This window comes from Paraburkholderia caballeronis, assembly GCF_900104845.1.
GTDB lineage: Bacteria > Pseudomonadota > Gammaproteobacteria > Burkholderiales > Burkholderiaceae > Paraburkholderia > Paraburkholderia caballeronis.
Window position 1 is genome coordinate 974,281 of record NZ_FNSR01000001.1, and the last position, 23,464, is coordinate 997,744.

General features: G+C 68.5%; 17 protein-coding genes. 12 read left to right on the top strand and 5 right to left on the bottom strand.

The window, feature by feature from the left end:
• Positions 1-46: 46 nt before the first annotated feature.
• Both BLV92_RS04285 and dacB read right to left on the bottom strand, forming a co-directional pair.
• A complete protein-coding gene (locus BLV92_RS04285; protein WP_090542552.1) occupies positions 47-1,300 on the bottom strand; it encodes an SGNH/GDSL hydrolase family protein in 1,254 nt (417 codons plus the stop codon).
• Between the two features lie 660 nt (positions 1,301-1,960).
• Positions 1,961-3,622, bottom strand: a complete 1,662-nt coding sequence (gene dacB, locus BLV92_RS04290; RefSeq protein ID WP_090542554.1) for a D-alanyl-D-alanine carboxypeptidase/D-alanyl-D-alanine endopeptidase — start codon at positions 3,620-3,622, stop codon at positions 1,961-1,963.
• A gap of 324 nt (positions 3,623-3,946) precedes the next feature.
• On the opposite strand from dacB, the gene BLV92_RS04295 reads away from it, so the two are divergent.
• The 6 genes from BLV92_RS04295 to BLV92_RS04320 all read left to right on the top strand — a co-directional run bounded on the left by BLV92_RS04295 (position 3,947) and on the right by BLV92_RS04320 (position 9,652).
• Positions 3,947-4,609 (top strand): response regulator, encoded by a 663-nt coding sequence (locus BLV92_RS04295; protein WP_090542556.1) that lies wholly within the window; start codon positions 3,947-3,949, stop codon positions 4,607-4,609.
• A gap of 25 nt (positions 4,610-4,634) precedes the next feature.
• On the top strand, positions 4,635-5,936 hold the full coding sequence (locus BLV92_RS04300; RefSeq protein WP_090542558.1) for an ATP-binding protein: 1,302 nt from the start codon (positions 4,635-4,637) through the stop codon (positions 5,934-5,936).
• Between the two features lie 120 nt (positions 5,937-6,056).
• Entirely contained in the window at positions 6,057-7,553 is a 1,497-nt protein-coding gene (locus BLV92_RS04305) for a DegQ family serine endoprotease (protein WP_090542560.1), read from the top strand.
• Between the two features lie 213 nt (positions 7,554-7,766).
• Complete coding sequence (locus BLV92_RS04310) at positions 7,767-8,270, top strand: carboxypeptidase-like regulatory domain-containing protein (protein WP_090542562.1); 504 nt, start codon at positions 7,767-7,769, stop codon at positions 8,268-8,270.
• A gap of 229 nt (positions 8,271-8,499) precedes the next feature.
• A complete protein-coding gene (locus BLV92_RS04315; RefSeq protein WP_090542564.1) occupies positions 8,500-8,865 on the top strand; it encodes a DUF427 domain-containing protein in 366 nt (121 codons plus the stop codon).
• Between the two features lie 46 nt (positions 8,866-8,911).
• Complete coding sequence (locus BLV92_RS04320) at positions 8,912-9,652, top strand: SRPBCC family protein (RefSeq protein WP_090542566.1); 741 nt, start codon at positions 8,912-8,914, stop codon at positions 9,650-9,652.
• Between the two features lie 30 nt (positions 9,653-9,682).
• Here BLV92_RS04320 and BLV92_RS04325 read toward each other — a convergent pair whose 3' ends face one another.
• Positions 9,683-10,672, bottom strand: coding sequence for a helix-turn-helix domain-containing protein (locus BLV92_RS04325; RefSeq protein WP_090546818.1), 990 nt, complete (start codon positions 10,670-10,672; stop codon positions 9,683-9,685).
• Between the two features lie 204 nt (positions 10,673-10,876).
• Here BLV92_RS04325 and BLV92_RS04330 point away from each other — a divergent pair, with 204 nt between their 5' ends.
• Positions 10,877-11,512, top strand: a complete 636-nt coding sequence (locus tag BLV92_RS04330; protein WP_090542568.1) for a cysteine hydrolase family protein — start codon at positions 10,877-10,879, stop codon at positions 11,510-11,512.
• 174 nt (positions 11,513-11,686) lie between these two features.
• On the opposite strand, the gene BLV92_RS04335 is transcribed toward BLV92_RS04330, so the two are convergent.
• Positions 11,687-12,340, bottom strand: a complete 654-nt coding sequence (locus tag BLV92_RS04335; protein ID WP_090542570.1) for a TetR family transcriptional regulator — start codon at positions 12,338-12,340, stop codon at positions 11,687-11,689.
• Positions 12,341-12,761: 421 nt separating this feature from the next.
• Between BLV92_RS04335 and BLV92_RS04340 the strand changes: the two genes are divergently transcribed.
• The 3 genes from BLV92_RS04340 to BLV92_RS04350 are packed head-to-tail and all read left to right on the top strand — an operon-like array spanning position 12,762 to position 18,768.
• Positions 12,762-13,979: an efflux RND transporter periplasmic adaptor subunit gene (locus tag BLV92_RS04340; protein WP_090542572.1), complete on the top strand. Its 1,218-nt coding sequence runs from the start codon at positions 12,762-12,764 to the stop codon at positions 13,977-13,979.
• An 18-nt stretch (positions 13,980-13,997) separates the two neighbouring features.
• Positions 13,998-17,243: an efflux RND transporter permease subunit gene (locus BLV92_RS04345; protein ID WP_090542574.1), complete on the top strand. Its 3,246-nt coding sequence runs from the start codon at positions 13,998-14,000 to the stop codon at positions 17,241-17,243.
• Position 17,244: 1 nt separating this feature from the next.
• Positions 17,245-18,768, top strand: a complete 1,524-nt coding sequence (locus tag BLV92_RS04350; RefSeq protein ID WP_110332487.1) for an efflux transporter outer membrane subunit — start codon at positions 17,245-17,247, stop codon at positions 18,766-18,768.
• Between the two features lie 167 nt (positions 18,769-18,935).
• Here the strand turns inward: BLV92_RS04350 and BLV92_RS04355 are convergent, their stop codons facing one another.
• A complete protein-coding gene (locus BLV92_RS04355; protein WP_090542576.1) occupies positions 18,936-20,381 on the bottom strand; it encodes a nucleobase:cation symporter-2 family protein in 1,446 nt (481 codons plus the stop codon).
• A 492-nt stretch (positions 20,382-20,873) separates the two neighbouring features.
• Between BLV92_RS04355 and BLV92_RS04360 the strand changes: the two genes are divergently transcribed.
• Positions 20,874-22,307, top strand: coding sequence for a xylulokinase (locus BLV92_RS04360; RefSeq protein WP_090542578.1), 1,434 nt, complete (start codon positions 20,874-20,876; stop codon positions 22,305-22,307).
• Between the two features lie 35 nt (positions 22,308-22,342).
• Complete coding sequence (locus BLV92_RS04365; RefSeq protein WP_090542580.1) at positions 22,343-23,449, top strand: S-(hydroxymethyl)glutathione dehydrogenase/class III alcohol dehydrogenase; 1,107 nt, start codon at positions 22,343-22,345, stop codon at positions 23,447-23,449.
• Positions 23,450-23,464 lie beyond the last annotated feature (15 nt).

Sequence of the window (23,464 nt, forward strand, 5' to 3'; positions counted from 1 at the left end):
CCCGGCTCGAAAGAGCCGGGCTTTTTGCTTTCAGCGTCCGCCGCGCCTATTTGCCGAGGCCGGTCTTCGCGATGGTCTGCTCGACGTATTGCGCGAACAGCGCGTGCATGTGCGTGCTCGGGTGGACCAGGTCGGCGAACATGTACGTCTGGTCCGCGTTGGCCGTCGTGTACGTCTGCGGCGAGCAGAACAGCGACGACGCGAACTGGGAGCCGTACTGTTCGGCCGTGATGCCGCCCGCCAGCACTTCCGGATGCTGCTGCGCGTACTGTGTCGCGCTGGCCTGCATCGACTGCAGGTTGCACGCGGTGCCGGTGTTCGACACCGTGAAGCCCTCGGCCTGGTAGTTCGGCAGCGCGACGGTGTCGAGCCACGTGAATGCATCGGCGACGATCACCTGGCCCGACTGGATCAGCGGCTGGATCAACTGCTCCACCATCCCGTTGTAGGCGGCGGTGACGCCCGTCAGCACCGCGGCCGTGCCGGCCTGCTGCGCGTCCGCGGTGACGCCCTGCGGCGTCTGGCCGATGTCCGGCACCGTCATCAGCACCACGTGCGTCGCGCCCGAGCTGACGATCTTCTGGATCTGCGTCGCGAGCGCGACGGCCGCCTGCGCGACCTGGGTGTTGTTCGATTGCAGGTAGCCGGCGATGAACTGCACCTGGCCCGCCGGCGTGTTCGGCACCTGCTGGGCCGCGACGGCTTGCGGGAAGCCGGTTTGCAGCGCAGTCGCCAGCGCGGTGAGGTTCTGCGCGGTCGAGAACTGGAAAATGTCGTTCGCGCCGCCGTTGACCAGCACGAGCTGGTTCGCGTTGAAGCTGCCGTGCGCGGACAGATAGTTGCCGATCTGCGTCTCGACCGGCACCGTGGTCGCCGCCGCGTTGTTCGGCAGCCATCCCATCCCCTGCGGATTCGCCGCGCTGACGTCCGAGCCGCCCTGCGCGTAGCCGAGCCCGCCCGTCGCGGTGAGCGGCAGCCCGAAGCCGCCTTCGTAGGCCGGGGAGATCGTGCCGCCGTAGTATTCGGCGATTTTCTGCACCCAGATCTCGCCCGGATTCGTCGTGAACTTGCCGCCGCCGAAGCCGGGGAGGATGTTCGGCGTGTAGGTGCCGACGTCGGACAGGCTGTCCCCGAACGACACGACCTGCAGCGTCACGCCGCCGGCCGGCGTGTTGCTCGCGTTGTTGTTGTTGTCGCCGCCACCGCCGCCGCATGCGGCGAGCAGCGCGAAGGCCGCGCTGGCGATGGCGATCTGCGTCGTGCGCAGCAGCTTGCGATGGGTCGTTGCTCGTTGCTTCATGTTGACTTCATCTCCTCGTTGTGTGGCCTCTGACGCCGTGTGTTGCAGGCCGTGCGTTGCCTCGCGGGCAAGGCCGACAGCCTGCCGGATCCTTTGCGGTTCGCGCGATCCGGGTCCGCCCCTGGTGTTGTTTTTACGCACGATCGTTCGGCGCGGTGCGAGCGTGGGCCGAACGCTTCCCGCCCACGTGAAGGCAGGTGTGGCGGCCATGCGGGCAGGGTTTCGCGCCGGTTCGTTTCGGTGAACCTGGTAGACGGTGAGATGCCGGCGCGTGGGCGGGAGCAGCGAAGCGCGATGGCCGTCGTGCGCGTGCGAGGCGGTCGTCGCGGTCGCGACGTCGTCGTGATCCGCATGCTGCGTGGCGGCGGGTCGTGCCGGCACGCCGCCGCACGCCGTCACCGGATGCGTCGCGTCGAGCTGCACCGGGGTCTCCTCCTGATGTCTGGCCGGCGCTGCTGCGCCGTGCGTCGTCGTTGCTGTTTTTCGTGCGCGGCGGCTTCGTTCGGGCGTCGATTGCGCCGGCGCTTTCACGTCTGCTGCCGTACCGGCTGGCGACGCGCGATGCGCGCCGCCGCCGCACATTGCCCGTCAGGGTACACGGGCAGTGCTTGCGCCGGGCGGGGCTTCGCTAGAGGAAAGCTTCCAGCGCCGGGCACGCGCTCAATGCGCGCCGCGGCGGCGGGCTTCTTTGCGCAGATGCTTCGGCGCGCGCTTCGGATGCGGTTCGACGTACACCGGCGCTTCTTCAGGCATGCCCTGGTACACCCATTCGAGCAGCGCGTCGTGCGCGGCGCGCGCCGCTTCCGCGCGCGGATCGTTGATGAGGCTGACGACGACATAGGTCTCGCCGTTCGCGCCCGCGACGTAACCGGCGATCGCGCGCACGTCGCGCAGCGTGCCGGTCTTGATGTGCGCGTTGCCGCCGACCGGCTGGTTCGCGAGCCGGTTGCGCATCGTGCCGTCGACGCCGGCGACCGGCAGCGAATCGACGAACACCTGCGCGACCGGACTCGCGTTCGCGGCCTGCAGCAGGTTCGCGAGCGACAGCGCGCTCACGTGTTCGTCGCGCGACAGCCCGCAGCCGTTGTCCAGCACGAGTTCGGGCATGTCGACGCCGTTGCGGCGCAGGAACGTCGTGACCGCGGACGCGGCCTTCGCGGTCGTCGAAGGCGACCTGGACGCGACGGCGCCGAGCGTCAGGAACAGGTTGCGCGCCATCACGTTGTTGCTGAACTTGTTGATGTCGTGCACGACGTCCGCGAGCGGCGGGCTCTGATGGACCGCGACGAGCCGCGCGCCCGGCGGCACCTTGCCTTCGCGGATCGCGCCGCCGAAGCTGCCGCCGGCCTGCTGCCACAGTGCGAGGAAGCCGCCCGCGAAGAACGCCGAATGATCGACCGGCGCGGCCATGTTGATCGACCGCTCGCCGCAGCGCATCGCGTAAGCGCCGGCGAAACTCGCGGTGACCTCGCCGTTCGCGCCGGGCTCGATCTGCGGCGTCGGCAGCAAACCGTTGCATGCGCCGGCGCGCATCCGGATGTGGTTGTCGATCTGCAACTGCGAGATCGGCGGGATCACGTCGACCGATACGCCTTCGCGCGACGGCGCGAGCGTGAACGTCAGCGACTTGAACGCGTACAGCAGCGGGTCGGGGCCGACGTTGTACGGCGCGTTCGCGTCGTCGTCGAACGGCGGCAGGTCGCGCGTCGACGCGTCGAACTCGGTCTTGTCGAGCACCAGCGCGCCGTCGATGCGCGTGATGCCGGCCGCGCGGATCTTCTGCACGAGGTCGATCAGCTCTTCAGGCACCAGCTTCGGGTCGCCGGTGCCCTTGATGTACAGGTCGCCGTGCAGCACGCCGGACGCATCGACCGAGCCTTCCGTGTACGCGCTCGTGCGCCAGCGGAAGTCGGGGCCGAGCATCGACAGCGCGGTCCACGTCGTGACGAGCTTCATCGTCGACGCGGGCATCATCGGTTGGCCGGCGTTGACCGCGACGCTCGGCAGCCGGTCGCCGATCTTCTCGATCACGACGCTGACGTCCGACAGCGGCACGTGCGCGCGCTGGAGGCCGGCCATCACCGACGGCGGCAGCACGGTCGTCACGTTGACGGCCGGCGTGCGTTCGCCGGCCGGCTGCGCGAGCGCCGGCTGCGCGCCGATCAGCGCGGCGCACGCGAGCGTTGCCGCGGCGGCGAGGCGGGCGAAGGGGCCGTGACGGAGCGCAGCGGGCGGGAACGACGGGACGTGCGTGGCGCGCGATGAACGGGAGCGCGGGCGGGAACGGTCGGCGGACGGAGCAACGGGCAGGGCGGGCGGCATGAAAGAAGCGGATGGCTAAAACGGTCGGGGCGGATGCGGTCCGGCGGCAGGGGGGCCGCGCGCGGCCGCATCGGACGACGGGCACGCGCGCGGCGTCGCGAAGCGTCGTCCGGGGTGGGGATCGCCTCGCGCCGCCGCGCGCCGCAAAAGCGCCCATTGTAAAGACCTCGCGCGGGCGCGCGCAAAGCCGCGCGAAGGCGGCGGCGCGATCGGCCCGGCGGGCGGCGGCGGCCGCTTGTGCCGCGCGCGCATCGCGGGGCGCTAGAATGCGCAATAATTTCCGCGAATCGCGGCCGCCCTGCCGCCCCGATGGCCTCAATTCCAATGCGCATACTGCTTGTCGAAGATGACCGCATGATCGCCGAAGGCGTGCGCAAGGCGCTGCGCGGCGAGGGTTTCGCCGTCGACTGGGTCGAGGACGGCGAAGCCGCGCTGTCGGCCGCGAACGGCGAGTCTTACGATCTCGTGCTGCTCGATCTTGGGCTGCCGAAGCGCGACGGGCTCGACGTGCTGCGCACGCTGCGCGCGCGCGGTCACGCGCTGCCGGTGCTGATCGTCACCGCGCGCGACGCGGTCGCCGATCGCGTGAAGGGCCTCGACGCGGGCGCGGACGACTACCTGATCAAGCCGTTCGATCTCGACGAACTCGGCGCGCGAATGCGCGCGCTGATCCGCCGCCAGTCGGGCCGCAGCGAATCGATGATCCGCCACGGCACGCTGACGCTCGATCCGGCCGCGCATCAGGTGACGCTCGACGGCGCGCCGGTCGCGCTGTCGGCGCGCGAGTTCGCGCTGCTCGAAGCGCTGCTGGCGCGGCCGGGCGCGGTGCTGTCGAAGTCGCAGCTCGAAGAGAAGATGTATGGCTGGGGCGAGGAGATCGGCAGCAATACCGTCGAGGTGTACATCCACGCGCTGCGCAAGAAGCTCGGCGCGGATCTGATCCGCAACGTGCGCGGACTCGGCTACATGATCGCGAAAGAAGCGTGACGCGACCGCGGAGACCGACTAGCCGATGCGTTCGATCCGACGACAATTGCTGTTCTGGCTGCTGGCCCTCGTGGTGGCCGGCGTAGGGCTCGCGGGCTGGCTGATCTACCGGCAGGCGCTCGCCGAGGCGAACGAACTGTTCGACTACCAGTTGCAGGAGATCGCGGCGGCGCTGCCGTCCGAGCCGTTCAACGCGATTCTCGGCTCGCGCGACACCGGCGACGAAGGGATCGTGCTGCAGATCTGGAATCGCAACGGCGTGCTGATGTACTACTCGCATCCGCGCGCGCCGCTCGCGCCGCGCGCGGAACTGGGATTCTCGACCGAACGCACGGATCGCGGCGACTGGCGCGTGTATGGCGCGATCGTCGGCGACAACGTCGTGCAACTGGCGCAGCCGGTGTCGGTGCGCAACCGCCTTGCGGCGAACGTCGCGCTGCGCACGCTGTGGCCGCTGATCGTGCTGCTGCCGTTCCTCGGGCTTGCCGTGTGGATCGTCGTCGGGCGCGGGCTTGCGCCGCTGACGCGGGTTGCGCGCGCGCTCGACACGCGTCATCCGGAGGGGCTCGATCCGCTGCCCGAAAGCGGCGTGCCGCGCGAGGTCACGCCGCTCGTGCATGCGCTGAACGCGCTCCTTGCGCGGCTCGAACAGGCGCTCGACACGCAGAAGGCATTCGTTGCCGACGCCGCGCATGAACTGCGCACGCCGCTCGCGGCGGTGCAGATCCAGGCGCAGCTCGTCGCGCGCGCGAAGGACGACGACGCGCGCCGCGATGCGCTCACCGATCTTCAGGCCGGCGTGACGCGCGCGACGCGCCTCGCGGAGCAACTGCTCGCGCTCGCGCGTTCGGAGCCGGACAGCCGGGCGAGGGCGCGCGACGTCGATCTGCATGCGTTGCTGGAGGACTGCGTCGCGGCTTACGCGCCGCTTGCACAGCAACGCGGCGTGGATCTCGGCATTGAAGAAAGCACGGCCGCGATGGTCCACGGCGATCCCGACGCATTGCGCGTGATGCTCAACAATCTGCTCGACAACGCGACGAAGTACACGCCGGATGGCGGCCGCGTCGATGTGAGCTTGCGGATCGACGGCGGCCGTCCGCTCGTGACGATTGCCGACAGCGGGCCGGGCATTCCCGTGGATGAGCGTCCGCGCGTGTTCGATCGTTTTTATCGCGTCGGCGCGGGTGCGACGCGCGCGCGGACCGATGTGTCGGGCAGCGGCCTCGGGCTTGCGATCGTGCGTCGCGTCGCTGCGCAGCATGACGCGACGGTGACGCTCGGCGATTCGTCCGCGGGCGGGTTGCGGGTCGAAGTGAGGTTCTGATCGCGGCCGCGCGGCTGCCTTTGCGCGGGATTTTGCGACGCTCCGGGGATTAAGACTGCCTTAAGTGACGCCACGTACGCTTCGCGGCACCACTAAAGCATTTCGCCGAAGGAGCCCGCAATGAACGTAAAAATCTTTACCCGCAGTGCCGTGGCCATCGCCATTGCCGCCGCGTTGTCGGCGGGCTATGTGGCAGGGCGCCGGGATATGCCCGCGCCCCAGGTCATCTCGCCGGCCGAAGCCGCCGCGTTGATGCCCGCCGAAGCCGCCGCGAAAACCGGCATCCCTGATTTCTCCGGACTCGTCGAAACCTACGGTCCGGCCGTCGTCAACATCAGCGCGAAGCATGTCGTGAAGCAGGTGTCGCGGCGCGCGAGTCCGCAGCAACTGCCGATCGACCCGTCCGATCCGTTCTACCAGTTCTTCAAGCACTTCTACGGCGGCATGCCGGGCATGCAGGGGCCTGACGGCGGCGATCAATCCGACCGGCCGAGCGCGAGCCTCGGCTCCGGCTTCATCATCAGCGCGGACGGCTACATTCTGACGAACGCACACGTGGTCGATGGCGCGAACGTCGTGACCGTGAAGCTGACCGACAAGCGCGAATACCGCGCGAAGGTCGTCGGCGCGGACAAGCAGTCCGACGTCGCGGTGCTGAAGATCGATGCGAAGGATCTGCCGACGGTGAAGATCGGCGATCCGCGCCAGAGCAAGGTCGGTCAGTGGGTCGTCGCGATCGGTTCGCCGTACGGCTTTGACAACACGGTGACGTCGGGCATCATCAGCGCGAAGTCGCGTTCGCTGCCTGACGAGAACTACACGCCGTTCATCCAGACAGACGTGCCGGTGAACCCCGGCAATTCGGGCGGCCCGCTGTTCAATCTGCAAGGCGAGGTGATCGGCATCAACTCGATGATCTATTCGCAGACTGGCGGCTTCCAGGGCCTGTCGTTCGCTATCCCGATCAACGAGGCGATCAAGGTCAAGGACGACCTCGTGAAGACCGGTCACGTGAGCCGCGGCCGTCTCGGCGTGGCGGTGCAGTCGGTGAACCAGACGCTAGCGGATTCGTTCGGCATGCAAAAGCCGCAGGGCGCGCTCGTCAGCTCCGTCGATCCGGGCGGTCCGGCCGCGAAGGCGGGTCTCCAGCCGGGTGACGTGATCCTGTCGGTGAACGGTCAGCCGGTCGACGACTCGACGATGCTGCCGTCGCTGATCGCCGGCATCAAGCCGGGCAGCAAGGCGGATCTGCAAGTGTGGCGCGACAAGGCGTCGAAGACCGTCGGCGTCACGATCGGCACGCTCGGCGATACGAAGGTCGCGTCGAACGATACGCCGCAGTCGGACGTGCAAGGCCGTCTCGGGGTCGCGGTGCGGCCGCTGACGCCCGAAGAGATGAACGGCAGTTCGCTCACGCACGGTCTCGTCGTCGCGCAGGTCGGCGGTGCGGCGGCCAGCGCCGGCATCCAGGCGGGCGACGTGATTCTCGCGGTCAACGGCCGGCCGGTCAGCAACGCGCAGCAGCTCAAGCAGATGGTTGCGCAGGCGGGCAACAGCATCGCACTGCTGATCCAGCGCGACGACGCGCAGATCTTCGTGCCGGTGGATCTCGGTTGACCTTCGCGGATGCGGCGGGCTCGCTGAACGCGTCGCCTGCCGAAAACCGCTAACCTGTGGTCGGTTCCAGCGCGGGCGGGGAATACCCGCCCGCGCTGCCGTTTGCCGGAACGCATCGCGTGTCCGGTCTCTTGCCAGCGTTTCCCCGTCCGATGGAGTGGGCACGCACCTTGCGAAAGCCCGAAGTCGGCAAACCTGTAAGGAGCGACCACGATGGAAAAACAACGCAATTCGCACCGGATCGTTTCGATGCTGATCGCGGCGGCCGTCGCAGGCGGCGTGGCGGGCGGCGCAGCCGCGCAGACGGACGCGGGCGGCACGGTCGGCGGAACGACGACGGACAACACCAGCGCCGGCAACATCCACCCGACCGGCATGCCGCAGACCGAGCAGCAGGGCGACGTGTCGTTCGTGTCCGGCGGCGTCGGGCTCGACGAATCCACCGCGCTGCGGCGCGCGCAAAGCCAGTGGCCGCTGTCGCTGCGCTTCACCGGCCCGAGTTCCGCCTACGTCGCGAACGTTCACGTGCAGATCGTCGACGCGGGCGGCAAAACGGTGCTCGACACGGCGTCGAAGGGGCCGTACATGCTGGTTCGCCTGCATCCCGGCCGCTACACGATCCACGCGACCTACAGCGACGTCGCGCGGTCGCAGACGGTGACGGTCCGCGGCAACGGCAGCGCGCGCGCGACCTTCGCATGGCAGGTCAGCCGCTGACGCGGCCGGTTCCGCACGGATGGTCGCGCAGCCGCGCGCAGTTTCACCGATAATGAAGCCACGGGCCGCCCCGTGGCTTTTTTACGTCGCCGGCCCGCTGGGGTCGTGCATCGGGCCGCGCCGGTTCGTACCGACACGCACCGACGAAAAGGCCGGCATGCCACACGAAGCCGGCCGGCAGGACGACAGCGCGCGACAGCCGCGCCACGCATCAGCCAGGGAGCCGAACATGGCCGTCGAACCAGACGCCGGTCACCGCATCGACATTACCGCCAATCACCATCGGGTCCGGGTGATCCACGGCGGCGTCACGTTCGCGGATACCCACGCTGCGTTGACCCTGTCCGAATCCGGGCTCCCCGACGTGTTCTACTTCCCGCGCGCCGACGTCAACATGGCGCGGCTGGAGCGGTCGGCGCACACGTCGCACTGTCCGCACAAGGGCGACGCATGCTATTTCCATCTGCGCACCGAGAGCGGTCTGGTCGAAAACGCAGTCTGGAGCTACGAGGAGCCGTTCGACAGCGTGCTGCGGATCGGGGGATATCTGGCGTTTTACGCGTCGCGCGTCGACCGGATCGATCAGACGTCTTGACCGATACCTGATCGATACGTCGAGCGCTTATCGGAGAACCCTCGCCATGGAACTGAACGACGCGTTGAGAATTCCGCTGGCGCCGTCCGTCGTCTGGGACGCGCTGCAGGATGCCGCTCTGGTGCGCGCGAGTTTCGCGCACTGCGAGTCGTTCCACCGGCTGTCGCCGGGCGAATATGCGCTGACGTTCACCGTGCCGCTCGGCCCGCTGCGCGCGCGCTACGAGGTGCGCGCACACATCGCGCACGACGTCGAGCAGCCGCTGCCGATGCCGCAGACGCCGCGGCGGATACTGAGTTTTCGCGCGCGGGCGGACGGGATCGGCTCGCTGCGCGGCCAGATCGATGTGGCGCTGCGGGCCGAAGAGGACGAGGCAGAGGCGGACGGCGGCCAGCGCACGCGGATCGACTATTCGGTATGGGCCACGCTGACCGGGCCGCTCGCCGAACTGCCGCCGCGCCAGATCGAAAACGCGCTGCACGGACTGGCGGACGACTTTTTCACCGAGTTCTGCGCGGTCGTCGAGGCGAAGCACGGGCAGGGGCCGAACCGCGTGAGCGATGCGCCGCCGCGCCGGCAGCACGTGTTCCTTCGGCCGATCAGCATGGCCGGCATTGCGCGGCGCGCGCATCTGCTGCCGGGGCAGTACGGCAACACGCTGAGCGGCCGCGCGGCGGGCATGCTGCCGCACGAGCCGACGCCGCACGCGGTGCCTTACTGGGCGTGGGCGGCGATGATCTTTTTCGTCGCGCTGCTGCTCTACTTCGCGCGGCGACTGACTTCCTGAATTGCGGTCCGGCGGCGACGCGACGCGTCGTCAGCCGCCGCGAAACTCCCTTCGCCACGACGACGGCGACGTGCGGAACGCCTCCATGAAATGCTGACGCAGCGACGCGGCCGAGCCGAAGCCCGCACGCTGCGCGACGTTGTCGATCGGCTCGTCGGTGGTTTCCAGCAGTTGCTGCGCGCGCGTCAGACGCTCGCCGAGCAGCCACGCGCCGACCGTCGCGCCGGTCGTCTGCCGGAACTGGCGCGTGAACGTGCGGCGGCTCATCAGCGCGCGCTGCGCGAGCGAGTCGAGCGTGTGCGGCGCGTCGAGGTTCTCCCGGATCCAGTCGAGCATGCCGGACAGCCGGGTGCCGCGTCCGCGCGCGGCCAGCGGCTGCTGCACGTACTGCGCCTGGTTGCCCTGCCGGTGCGGCGGCACGACGAGGCGTCGCGCGACGTAGTTCGCGGCCGGCGTCCCGCACAGGCGGCGCAGCAGGTGCAGACAGCAGTCGAGGCCGGCCGCCGTGCCGGCGGACGTCAGCAGGTCGCCATCGTCGATGTACAGCACGTCCGGATCGACGCGCACCTGCGCGAAGCGGCCCGCGAAGTCGTCCGCCCACGCCCAGTGGGTCGTCGCAGTGCGGCCGTCGAGCAGGCCCGCGTGCGCGAGCACGTACGCGCCGAGGCACAGCCCGACGACGATCGCGCCGCGCGCATGAGCGGTGCGCAGCGCGTCGCAGAGCGCGTCCGGCGGCGGTTCCGCCGCGTCGCGCCAGCTCGGCACGATCACGACGTCGGCGTCGGCCAGTCCATCGAGACTGTGCGGCGCGGCGATCGTGAAACCCGCCGTCGTCGATAGCGGGCCGGCCTCCGCCGCGCACACGCGCAGGTCGAACGGCGGCACGCCGCCTTCGGGGCGCTCGTCGCCGAACACGATGCACGGCACCGACAGGTGGAACGGACTCACGCGGTCGAACGCGATCACCGCGACGACACGCGGCGATGCGGAGCGGGTGGCAGAGGCGCTGGAAGCGGGCATGGCGGCGGACTCGTTCAGGCGGACCATCGACATGGCCCGATCGTGACGCGTGACGAATGGCCCGATTCTAGCGAAAGTTGTCTTTCGGGCCGCTGTCGGCGCGCGCGGCGAGGCGGAACAATGCAGCCATCGATCTTTCCATGGTCGATCCCGTCACCGTCAACCGGTCGAACCGGAACAAAACCGCATCCCAGGGAGCCTGCCATGTCCGCCATTCCCCGCCGCGCGCTCGTCGTGATCGACGTGCAGAACGAATACGTGACCGGCGATCTGCCGATCGAATACCCGGACGTCCGGACCTCGCTTGCGAACATCGGCCGCGCGATGGACGCCGCGCGCGCGGCCGGCGTGCCGGTCGTCGTCGTGCAGAACTTCGCGCCGGCCAGCTCGCCGCTGTTCGCGCGCGGCAGCGCCGGCGCGGAGCTGCATCCGGTCGTCGCGTCGCGCGAGCGCGACCATTACGTCGAGAAGTCGCTGCCGAGCGCGTTCGCGCAGACCGGCCTCGCCGACTGGCTCGCCGCGCGCGGCATCGACACGCTGACGGTCGCCGGCTACATGACGCACAACTGCGACGCGTCGACCGTGTTCGAGGCGACCCACCGCGGGTTGAAGGTCGAATTCCTCGCGGACGCGACCGGCTCGGTGCCGTACGAGAACGACGCGGGTTTCGCGAGCGCCGAGGACATCCACCGGGTGTTCAGCGTCGTGATGCAGTCGCGTTTCGCGGCGGTCGCGACGACCGATGCGTGGCTCGCGGCCGTCGAGGCCGGCGTGCCGCTGCCGGTCAGCAACATTTATGTGTCGAACCAGAAGGCGCGAGCGACGCAGGCGGCCGCGTGACAGCGCACTGAACGGCCGCGGCGGACCGAAGTGGCGCTGCCGCGGCGCGATTGCGGGAAGCCCGCCGCAGCAATGCCCAGCAGCGGCGGACAGCAGCCGTGAGCGGCCGGGACGAACGCCAGGACAACGAACCGGAGCACGAAGGCAGGCGGGGATGACGCGCCCCGGCGCGGACTAACGCGTCGGCGCCTCGTTCCCGTTGCGCAGCGCCGGACTGAACCGCAGCGCGTCGAGCAGCGCATCGACCGCCGCTTCCGCGCCGGCCGCGACGTCGAACAGGTCCGGCAGGATCGCCATGTCGCGCAGCGCGCCGCCGATGAACGAATGGACGACCCGCGCCGCGCGCGCCGGGTCGAGGTCGGCCGGCAACTGGTGCTTAGAGATCGCGTTGCGCAGCCCTTCTTCGAGCTTCCCCAGCCCTTCGCGCATGTTCGACTGATGGCGGGTCATCACCGGCCCCATCTCTTCGACGAACTCGCACTTCAGAAACAGGATGTCGAACACGCGGCGGCGGCGCGCGTCCGTCGCCGTGTTGCGCAGGCATAACGTGCACATTTCGCGGATCCGGCCGAGCGGATCGATTTCGTTGGGATCGACGGACGCCGCCTTCAGCTCGTCGAGCGGCAGCAGCACGCGGTCGAACATCGCGGTGAACAGGTCGCCCTTGTTCGCGAAATGCCAGTAGATCGCGCCACGCGTGACGCCCGCCGCGTGCGCGATATCGGCCAGCGACGTCCGGGACACGCCCTTGTCGTAAAAGAGCCGCTCGGCGGCGTCGAGGATACCGTTGCGCGTCTCCTGCGCTTCCTCTTTGGTGCGTCGGACCATGTTCTGCGGTTTGCGGTAATGGCGGGATGTCTCCGCTGCTTTTTAAACGCGGGACGCAACAATCGATCTATGCGTCTGCCAGATTACGAACTGAACGTGCGTCCGAAAGCGTCCGGGAAGCATTTTGTCCTTTTACATGCATTCACGAATGTATCTATAATAGCACCCCACCGATTGGTCACCCCAACCTGTGATGTCCGGTTAATATCCGTCACTGGCCACAGAGATCTTACGAATTCCTTCGCGCGACGGTTTGTTCGGCCGCGCGTTCTGTGTCGTCCGGCGGGTGTGCGGGCTGGTCCGCGCCGTTCGTCCCGCCCGGGGGCCGTCAAGTGTTGCCACTCTGGCGTGCGTTGTCGTCCTGCACCAGATTCCGGACGCCGCATTCCTTTTAATGTCAGTCATAGACAGAGGTCGCTCCATGCGCGTCGAACGGGTTCCATTTCGCCTAATCAGTGCCGCGACGGCTGCCATAGTGCTCGCAGCGTGCGGGCAGAAGCAGTCTGCACCGCCGCCGCAGACACCCGAAGTGGGTGTCGTCACCGTCCAGCCGACTCCGGTGCCGGTCGTCTCCGAACTGCCGGGCCGCACCAATGCGTTCCTCGTCGCGCAGGTGCGCGCGCGGGTGGATGGCATCGTGCTGCGCCGCGAATTCATCGAAGGCACGATGGTGAAGGCGGGGCAACGGCTGTACAAGATCGATCCGGCTCCGTACATCGCCGCGCTGAACAACGCGAAGGCGACCCTCGCGCGCGCGCAGGCGAACCTCGTCTCGACCACCGCGCAGGCGAACCGCTACAAGGTGCTGGTCGCATCGAACGCGGTCAGCAAGCAGGACTACGACAATGCGGTCGCCGCCGAAGGCCAGGCCGCCGCCGACGTGAACGCCGGCAAGGCGTCGGTCGATACCGCGCAGATCAACCTCGGCTACACGGATGTCACGTCGCCGATCACCGGCCAGGTCGGCATTTCGCAGGTGACGCCGGGCGCGTACGTGCAGGCGAGCCAGGCGACGCTGATGTCGACGGTCCAGCAGCTCGACCCGATGTACGTCGACCTCACGCAGTCGAGCCTCGACGGCCTGCGGCTGCGCCGCGAGGTGCAGGAAGGCCGCCTGAAGACGAACGGCCCGAACGCCGCGAAGGTCAAGCTGTTCCTCGAAGACGGCCGCACCTATCCGGAAACCGGCAAGCTGCAGTTCACCGACGTGACGGTCGACCAGACTACCGGCTCGGTGACGATCCGCGCGATTTTCCCGAACAAGGACGGCGTGCTGCTGCCCGGCATGTTCGTGCGCGCGCAGATCGAGGAAGGCATCAACAACGACGCGTTCCTCGTGCCGCAGATCGGCGTCACGCACGACCAGAAGGGTCAGGCGACCGCGCTCGTCGTCGGACCGGACAACAAGGTGTCGCTGCATACGCTCGTCACGGCCGGCACGCAGGGCCAGAACTGGGTCGTGCAGGGCGGACTCGAAGCGGGCGACCGCGTGATCGTGCAGGGCACCGAGAAGGTTCGCCCGGGCGCGACCGTGAAGCCGATTCCCGCGCAGCTCCCGCCGCCGCCCGCAACGGGTCCGCTGGCGGCACCCGCATCGGCCAGCGGCGCGCAGCCGGCATCCGCTGCGTCCGGCGCGTAATAACAGGGGGCCTGTTTCATGGCAAAGTTCTTTATCGATCGCCCGATTTTTGCGTGGGTGATCGCCATCATCCTGATGCTAGCGGGCATCGCGTCGGTGTTTACGCTGCCGGTCGCGCAATACCCGACCATCGCGCCGCCGGCGATCCAGATCAGCGCAACCTATCCGGGCGCGTCGGCCAGCACGGTGGAAGACACCGTCACGCAGGTGATCGAGCAGCAGATGAGCGGTCTCGACCACTTGCTGTACCTCGCGTCGACCAGTGACGACTCCGGCACCGCGACCATCACGCTGACGTTCGCCGCCGGCACGAATCCGGACATCGCGCAGGTGCAGGTGCAGAACAAGCTGCAACTGGCGACGCCGATCCTGCCGCAGGTCGTGCAGCAGCTCGGCATCAAGGTCACGAAGTCGAGCAGCAGCTTCCTGCTGGTGATGGCGTTCGTGTCCGAAGACGGCAGCATGCAGAAGTACGACCTCACGAACTACGTGGCGTCGAACATCCAGGATCCGGTCAGCCGGATCGACGGCGTCGGCACGGTCACGCTGTTCGGCTCGCAGTACGCGATGCGGATCTGGCTCGACCCGACCCGCCTGACGAACTACGGGCTCACGCCGGTCGACGTGACGGCGGCGCTCACCGCGCAGAACGTGCAGGTCGCGGGCGGCCAGCTCGGCGGCACGCCGGCGGTGCCGGGCCAGGCGCTGCAGGCGACGATCACCGAGGCGACGCTGCTGCGCACGCCGGACGAGTTCGGCAACGTGCTGCTGAAGGTGAACCAGGACGGCTCGCGCGTGCTGCTGCGCGACGTCGCGCGGATCGAACTCGGCGCCGAGAACTACAACTTCGACACGAAGTACAACGGCCAGCCGACGGCGGGCTTCGGCATCCAGCTCGCGACCGGCGCGAACGCGCTGCAGACCGCGAAGCTGGTGCGCGCGAAGATCGACGAGCTGTCGAAGTACTTCCCGCACGGTCTCGTCGTGAAGTATCCGTACGACACGACGCCGTTCGTGCGGCTGTCGATCGAGGAAGTGATCAAGACGCTGCTGGAAGGCATCGTGCTGGTGTTCCTCGTGATGTACCTGTTCCTGCAGAACCTGCGCGCGACGCTGATTCCGACGATCGCGGTGCCAGTCGTGCTGCTCGGCACGTTCGCGATCATGGCGGCGGTCGGCTTCTCGATCAACACGCTGTCGATGTTCGGCCTCGTGCTCGCCATCGGCCTGCTGGTGGACGACGCGATCGTGGTCGTCGAGAACGTCGAGCGGGTGATGGCGGAAGAAGGGCTATCGCCGAAGGATGCGACCCGCAAGGCGATGGGCCAGATCACCGGCGCGCTCGTCGGCGTCGCGCTCGTGCTGTCGGCGGTGTTCGTGCCGGTCGCGTTCTCCGGCGGTTCGGTCGGCGCGATCTACCGGCAGTTCTCGCTGACGATCGTCGCGGCGATGGTGCTGTCCGTGCTGGTCGCGTTGATTCTGACGCCGGCGCTGTGCGCGACGATCCTGAAGCCGGTCCAGAAGGGCGACCACGGCGTGAAAACCGGCTTCTTCGGCTGGTTCAACCGCACGTTCGAGAGGAGCCGCGACAAGTACCACAACGGCGTGTACCACGTGATCCGCCGTTCGGGCCGCTGGCTCATCATCTACATCGCGGTGATCGTCGCGGTCGGGCTGCTGTTCGTGCGGCTGCCGAAGTCGTTCCTGCCGGACGAGGATCAGGGCACGATGTTCGTGCTCGTGCAGACGCCGTCCGGCTCGACCCAGGAAACGACCGCGCGCACGCTGACGAACATCTCGAACTACCTGCTCAACGACGAGAAGGAAATCGTCGATTCGGTGTTCACGGTGAACGGTTTCAGCTTCGCGGGCCGCGGCCAGAACTCCGGTCTCGTGTTCGTGCGGCTGAAGGACTACTCCGAGCGGCAGCACGCGAACCAGAAGGTGCAGGCGCTGGTCGGCCGGGTGTTCGGGCACTTCGCGTCGTACAAGGATGCGATGGTGATCCCGGTGAATCCGCCGTCGATTCCGGAACTCGGCACCGCGTCGGGCTTCGACTTCCAGCTTGAGGATCGCGCGGGTCTCGGCCACGAGGCGCTGATGGCCGCGCGCAACCAGTTGCTCGGGATGGCCGCGCAGGATCCGATGCTCGCGCTCGTGCGCCCGAACGGCCTGAACGACACGCCGCAGTTCAAGGTCAACATCGACCGCGAGAAGGCGGAGGCGCTCGGCGTGACGGCAGCGGCGGTCGACCAGACGTTCTCGATCGCGTGGGCGTCGCAGTACGTGAACAACTTCCTCGATACCGACGGCCGGATCAAGAAGGTGTACGTGCAGGGCGATGCGCCGTTCCGGATGAACGAGTCCGACATGCATACCTGGTACGTGCGCAACGGCACGGGCGGGATGGTGCCGTTCAGCGCGTTCGCGACCGGCCACTGGACCTACGGCTCGCCGAAGCTCGAACGCTACAACGGGATCTCGTCGGTCGAAATCCAGGGGGCGGCGGCGGCGGGCAAGAGTACCGGCCAGGCGATGACGGCGATGGAAGCGATCGCTGCCAAGCTGCCCGCGGGCATCGGCTACGAGTGGACCGGCCTGTCGTTCCAGGAACGCCAGTCGGGTTCGCAGGCGCCTATCCTGTACGGCATCTCGATCCTCGTCGTGTTCCTGTGTCTCGCGGCGCTGTACGAAAGCTGGTCGATTCCGTTCGCGGTCATCATGGTGGTGCCGCTCGGCGTGCTCGGCGCGCTGCTCGCGGTCACGCTGCGCGGTCTGGAAAACGACGTGTTCTTCCAGGTCGGCCTGCTGACCACCGTCGGCCTGTCCGCGAAGAACGCCATTCTGATCGTCGAGTTCGCGCGCGAACTGCAGCAGGGCGAGGGGATGGGACCGGTCGAGGCGGCGCTCGAAGCGGCGCGGCTGCGGCTGCGGCCGATCCTGATGACGTCGATGGCGTTCGTGCTCGGCGTGCTGCCGCTCGCGATCAGCAACGGCGCGGGTTCGGCGAGCCAGCACGCGATCGGCACCGGCGTGATCGGCGGGATGCTGACGGCGACGTTCCTCGCGATCTTCATGATCCCGATGTTCTTCGTCGTGATTCGCGCGAAGTTCTCCGGCGACAAGGAAGATCCGGCGGTGGCGCTCGGTCATTACGAAGAGCACCATGCGCACGACCATGACGACGATGCCGGCAACGCGGGCGGCACGGGCGGCGACGGCGGTTCCGGTGGCGGCAACGGTTCGGGCAAGGAAGGACATTGAGATGCTTAAACATTCGGTAATCGCAGTCGCCGCCGCGCTCTTCGCCGCGGGCTGCACGATGGCGCCGAAGTACGTGCGCCCGGACGCACCGGTGTCGTCCGCGTTCCCGCAGGGCGGCGTGTACGGCACGCAGCCGGCCGTCGGCGCGGGCGGCCGCAGCGCGAACGGCGCGGCGGCCACGGACATCGGCTGGCGCGACTTCTTCGTCGATCCGCGCCTGCAGCAGCTCGTGACGATCGCGCTGAAGAACAACCGCGACCTGCGCGTGTCGGTGCTGAACATCGAGGCCGCGCGCGCGCAGTACCAGATCACGCGCGCGGAACTGCTGCCGACGCTCGACGGCGTCGGTTCGGGCTCGATCCAGCGTTATCCGGCCGGCGTTTCGTCGACCGGCGGGCCGTTGATCTCGCGGGCCTACAACGTCGGCCTGTCCGCGTCGTGGGAACTCGACCTGTTCGGCCGCGTGCAGAGCCTGAAGGACGAGGCGCTCGCGCAATACTTCGCGACCGCGCAGGCGCGCAAGGCGGCGGAAATCTCGCTGGTGTCGCAGGTCGCCGACCAGTATCTGACGATGCTGGCCGACGACGACCTGCTGACGGTCACGCGCGACACGCTGAAGACCGCGCAGGAGTCGTACAACATCACGAAGCTGCAGTTCGACAACGGCACCGGCAGCGAACTCGATCTGCGCCAGGCGCAGACCGTGGTCGAGACCGCGCAGGCGAACCTGCAGGCGCAGGAACGCGCGCGCGCGCAGGCGGAGAACGCGCTCGTGCTGCTGATCGGCGAACCGCTGCCGGCGGATCTGCCGGCGGGACAAAAGCTCGATTCGCAGGATCTGCTGACGGACGTGCCGGCGGGCTTGCCGTCCGATCTGCTGACGCGCCGTCCGGACGTGATGGAAGCCGAACAGACGCTGCTCGCGGCGAACGCGAACATCGGCGCGGCGCGCGCGGCGTTTTTCCCGCAGATCTCGCTGACCGGCGCGTTCGGCACCGCCAGCCCGACGCTCGGCGGCCTCTTCAAGGCCGGCACCGCCGCGTGGAGTTTCGCGCCGCAGATCGCGCTGCCGATCTTCGAGGGCGGCCAGAACATCGCGAACCTCGATCTCGCGCACGTGCAGAAGCGCATCGAGATCGCGAACTACGAGAAGGCGATCCAGTCGGCGTTCCGCGAAGTGGCGGACGGGCTTGCCGCGCGCGGCACGTACGACCAGCAGATCGCGGCGCTGGAGCGCAACACCTTCGCGAATCAGCGTCGGCTCGACCTGTCGGACCTGCGTTACCGCAACGGCGTGGACAGCTATCTGTCGGTGCTGACCGCGCAGACGGACCTGTACGCGGCGCAGCAGGAGTTGATCTCGGCGCGGCTCGCGCGGCTGTCGAACCTCGTCGACCTGTATCGCGCGCTCGGCGGCGGGTGGATCGAGCACGCGGGCGACACGCCGCGTCCGGCCGACGCGCCGGTCGATTACGGCGCGGCGAGCGCACCGGTCGCGGCTTCGGCGCCGGCATCGGCGGGCTGATCGACGCGACGCGGCTGTCGGCCGTTACGGCGGCATCGCAAGCGGAAAGCGCCACGGGAGACCGTGGCGCTTTTTTATTGCCTGGCGTAGCGGATGGCGGATACCGTTCGCGGAGACGGGTGATGCCCAGGTGCCTGGCGCACAGCGTCCAGGCACCGACGCACGAATCACCGCATCGCCGCTTGCGGCATCTCCTGACCCGCTTCGCGCGTGCCGTCGTCGCTACCGTCCGGCGCCGCATGACGTCCGTCGAAGTCGCGTCCCGCGCGGCGGATCGCCCGCCGCGCCGCGCTTTCTCGGCTCACGCCGTTGAACACGAGGTTCAGCACGACCGCCGACACCGACGCGAGCAGGATCCCGCTATGCAGCAGCGGCGACAGCGCGGCGGGCAGCCTCGCGAAGAAAGGCGGCGACACGACCGGCACGAGCCCGAGGCCGATACTCACCGCGACGATGAACAGGTTGTGCTGGTTTTTCACGAAGTCGACCTTCGCGAGCACCTTGATCCCGCTCGCGGCGACCATCCCGAACATCACGATGCCCGCGCCGCCGAGCACGAACGGCGGCACCGACGCGACCGTCTGCGCCATCTTCGGAAAGAGCCCGAGCGCGACGAGGAGCGCGCCGCCGGTCGCGCACACGTAGCGGCTTTTCACGCCGGTCACGCCGATCAGCCCGACGTTCTGCGAGAACGACGTGTGCGGGAACGAATTGAACACGCCGCCGATCAGCGTGCCGAGCCCGTCGACGCGCAGCCCGCGCACGAGCGCGCGCTGGTCGACCGGACGCTCGACCATGTCGCCGACCGCGAGGAACATGCCGGTCGATTCGATGAACGTGACGAACATCACGGTGACCATCGTCGCGATCGCGAGCGGATCGAAGTGCGGCATCCCGAAGTGGAACGGCATCACGAAACCGACCCACGGCGCGGCGGTCACGCCGTCGAGGTTCACGCGCCCGAGCGCGAGCGCGGCCGCGAAACCCGCGACGATGCCGAGCAGCACCGAGATGTTCGCGACGAAACCGCGCCCGAAGCGGTTGATCAGCAGGATCAGCGCGAGCACCGCGAGCGACAGCCCGAGGTAGACCGGGTTGCCGTAGTCCGGATTGCCGACGCCGCCGGCCGCCCAGTTGATGCCGACCTGCATCAGCGACAGCCCGATCACCGCGATCACGGTGCCGACGACGACCGGCGGAAAGAAGCGCAGCAGCTTGCCGATCATCGGCGCGAGCACGATGCCGATCGCGCCGGCCGCGATCGTCGCGCCGAACACGTCGAGCAGGCCGAGCGACGGATTCGTGCCGATCGCGATCATCGGCCCGACTGCCGCGAACGTGCAGCCCATGATGACCGGCAGGCGGATGCCGAAGATCCACACGCCGAGCGTCTGGATCAGCGTCGCGATTCCGCACGAGAACAGGTCCGCGCTGATCAGGAACGCGACCTGATCCTTCGGCAGCTTCAGCGCGCCGCCGACGATCAGCGGCACCGCGACCGCGCCCGCGTACATCACCAGCACGTGCTGGACGCCGAGCGTCAGCAGTTGCCCGGCCGGCAGCCGGGCGTCGCACGGGTGGACCGCATGGGTATCGTTGCCCGTCGTTTGCATGTCGTCAGCCTCCGGTCGTTCGCGTCAGAAAGTGAGGTCCAAGGTAGGCCGGACGAAAATGCGCAACAAGACCGCTGGGGCCTATTCCATGGTTTCCGGGGGCGATATGCGAACGCGCCGGCCGGTGCGTCGTCGCGCATCGTGGCGATGCGAAGCGGGTGGTCAGGCGCGCTGTATCCGGTCGGGGCAGAGGCGCATACGGATTGCCCGCGAGGGGGAGCGGGGGCCTGCTGCCAGGCAGTCGGCGCGAGGTGCGAGCCGTCTGGGCGACGCGCGACGGCGTTAGCGTGCGGGGCGTCGCGGTCGTTTTCTTCGCGTATCGCAGCGTTTATGGTGTGTATGCCGCGTCGCGCATGCGGTCATTTTTGCGTGCCGTTGCAACTGGCCGGGTTAACCCGCGAATGCCTGCGGTTGGCGCGTCACCGCCCTGCGATGTCACGTTATGCGTAGACGCCGGTATGATGCCGTTTTCATCCGCCACCGACGTCGTTCATGAGCCCATCGTCCGCGCGTTTTCTCGGCATCGATCTCGGCACCGGTTCGCTGAAGCTCGCGGTCGTCGATGAGCGCGGCGTCGAGCGCGCGGCCGCGAGCGCCGCTTATGGGTTCGAGACGCCACAGCCGGGCTGGGCCGAGATCGCGGTCGAACGCTGGTGGGACGCGCTGCGCGAAGCCGCCGCGCAACTGCCCGCCGATGAACGCGCGGCGGTGCGCGCAATCGGCCTGTCCGGGCAGATGCACGGCGTCGTGCTGACCGACACCGCGGGTCAGGCGTTGCGTCCCGCGCTGCTGTGGCCCGATACGCGCGCGCTCGCGCTGCTCGACGCATGGCCGCAGCCGCAGCCAAATCCGGTTTCGCCGGGCATGGCGGGGCCGTTGCTGCGCTGGGTCGCGCGGCACGAGCCGGCCGTTGCGGCCGCCGCCCGTTACGCGCTGCAGCCGAAGGACTGGCTGCGCGTCGCGCTCGGCGGCGCGGCGCTCGCCGATCCGTCCGACGCGTGCGCGACCGCATTGGCCGCGCCGGACGGCGAGTGGGATCACGCATTGATCGCGCGCCTCGGTCTGCCGCCGCACTGGTTCGTGCCGCTCGCGCCGTCGTTCGGGCAGGCGGGCGCGTTGTCGATCGAGGCGGCCGAGGCGCTGGGTCTGCCGCCCGGCATCGCGATCGCGACCGGCGCGGGCGACACGCCGTGCGCGGCGCTCGGCAGCGGCCTCGCGGACGACGGCGACGCGCTGCTGACGACCGGCAGCGGCGGCCAGATCGTCGTCACGTCGCGCGGCGAGCCGGTTGCGGTGCGCGGGCTGCATCGCTATCGCGCGGCGACCGGCCACTGGTACACGATGGCCGCGATGCAGAACGTCGGTGTGGCGCTCGAAGCGGCGCGCGGCTGGCTGTCGTACGATTGGCGCGGCGCGTACGATGACGCGTTCGCGGCCGAACCGTCCGCTACGCTCGCGTTCCTGCCGTATCTGAGCGGCGAGCGTTCGCCGTGGCTCGATCCGGCCGCGCGCGGCGGCTGGCTCGGCGCGGGTCTCGGCGACACGCGCGGCACGCTGATGCGCGCCGCGTTCGAAGGCGTTGCGTTCGCGTTGCGCGCGGGCCTCGACGCGATCCGGGCGGGCGGCGTCGACGTGACGACGCTGAAGCTCGCGGGCGGCGGCTCCGTCGATCCGCGCTGGCGGCAACTGCTCGCCGATGCGCTCGACGTCGAACTTTACGCGCTCGATTGCCCGAACGCGGCGGCGCGCGGCGCGGCGCTGCTCGGCGGGCTCGCGTGCGGACACTGGCGCAGCGGCGATCTCGCGGCGCTCGCACCCGCGTCGTCACCCGTTGCACTGCCGTCGCGCGATGCGGCGCTCGCGCGGCGCTACACGCGTTTTATCGATTTGTACGGCCGCGTGCGAAGCTGGTTCGCGGCCGCCTAACCCCATTTCTTGGCGACTCACAGGAGCATTCGAAGATGAAAACCAAAGCAGCCGTCGCATGGAAGGCCGGTGCGCCGTTGACCATCGAGGAAGTCGATCTCGAAGGCCCGCGCGCGGGCGAAGTCCTGATCGAGGTGAAGGCAACGGGGATCTGCCACACCGACTACTACACGCTGTCCGGCGCGGACCCGGAAGGCATCTTCCCGGCGATCCTCGGCCATGAAGGCGCGGGCATCGTCGTCGATGTCGGTCCCGGCGTCGGTACGCTGAAGAAGGGCGACCACGTGATTCCGCTCTACACGCCCGAGTGCCGCCAGTGCAAGTTCTGCCTGTCGCGCAAGACGAACCTGTGCCAGGCGATCCGCTCGACGCAGGGCAAGGGGCTGATGCCGGATTCGACGTCGCGCTTCTCGCTCGACGGCAAGCCGCTGTTCCACTACATGGGCACCTCGACGTTCTCGAACTACATCGTCGTGCCGGAAATCGCGGTCGCGAAGATCCGCGAGGACGCGCCGTTCGACAAGGTCTGCTACATCGGCTGCGGCGTGACCACCGGCGTCGGCGCGGTCGTTTATTCGGCGAAAGTCGAGGCGGGCGCGAACGTCGTCGTGTTCGGGCTCGGCGGCATCGGCTTGAATGTGATTCAAGGCGCCAAGATGGTCGGCGCGGACAAGATCATCGGCGTCGACCTCAACCCGAAGCGCGTCGAACTCGCGAAGAAGTTCGGGATGACGCACTTCATCAACCCGAACGAGGTCGAGAACGTCGTCGATCACATCGTGCAGTTGACCGACGGCGGCGCGGACTATTCGTTCGAATGCATCGGCAACGTGAAGGTGATGCGCCAGGCGCTCGAATGCACCCACAAGGGCTGGGGGCAGTCGTTCATCATCGGCGTTGCGGCGGCGGGCGAGGAGATCAGCACGCGGCCGTTCCAGCTGGTGACGGGCCGCGAGTGGAAGGGCTCGGCGTTCGGCGGCGCGCGCGGGCGCACCGACGTGCCGAAGATCGTCGACTGGTACATGGAAGGCAAGATCAACATCGACGACCTGATTACGCACACGCTGCCGCTCGACAAGATCAACGACGGCTTCGACCTGATGAAGAAGGGCGAGTCGATTCGCTCGGTGGTGCTGTACTGACCCGCCCGAACCGAA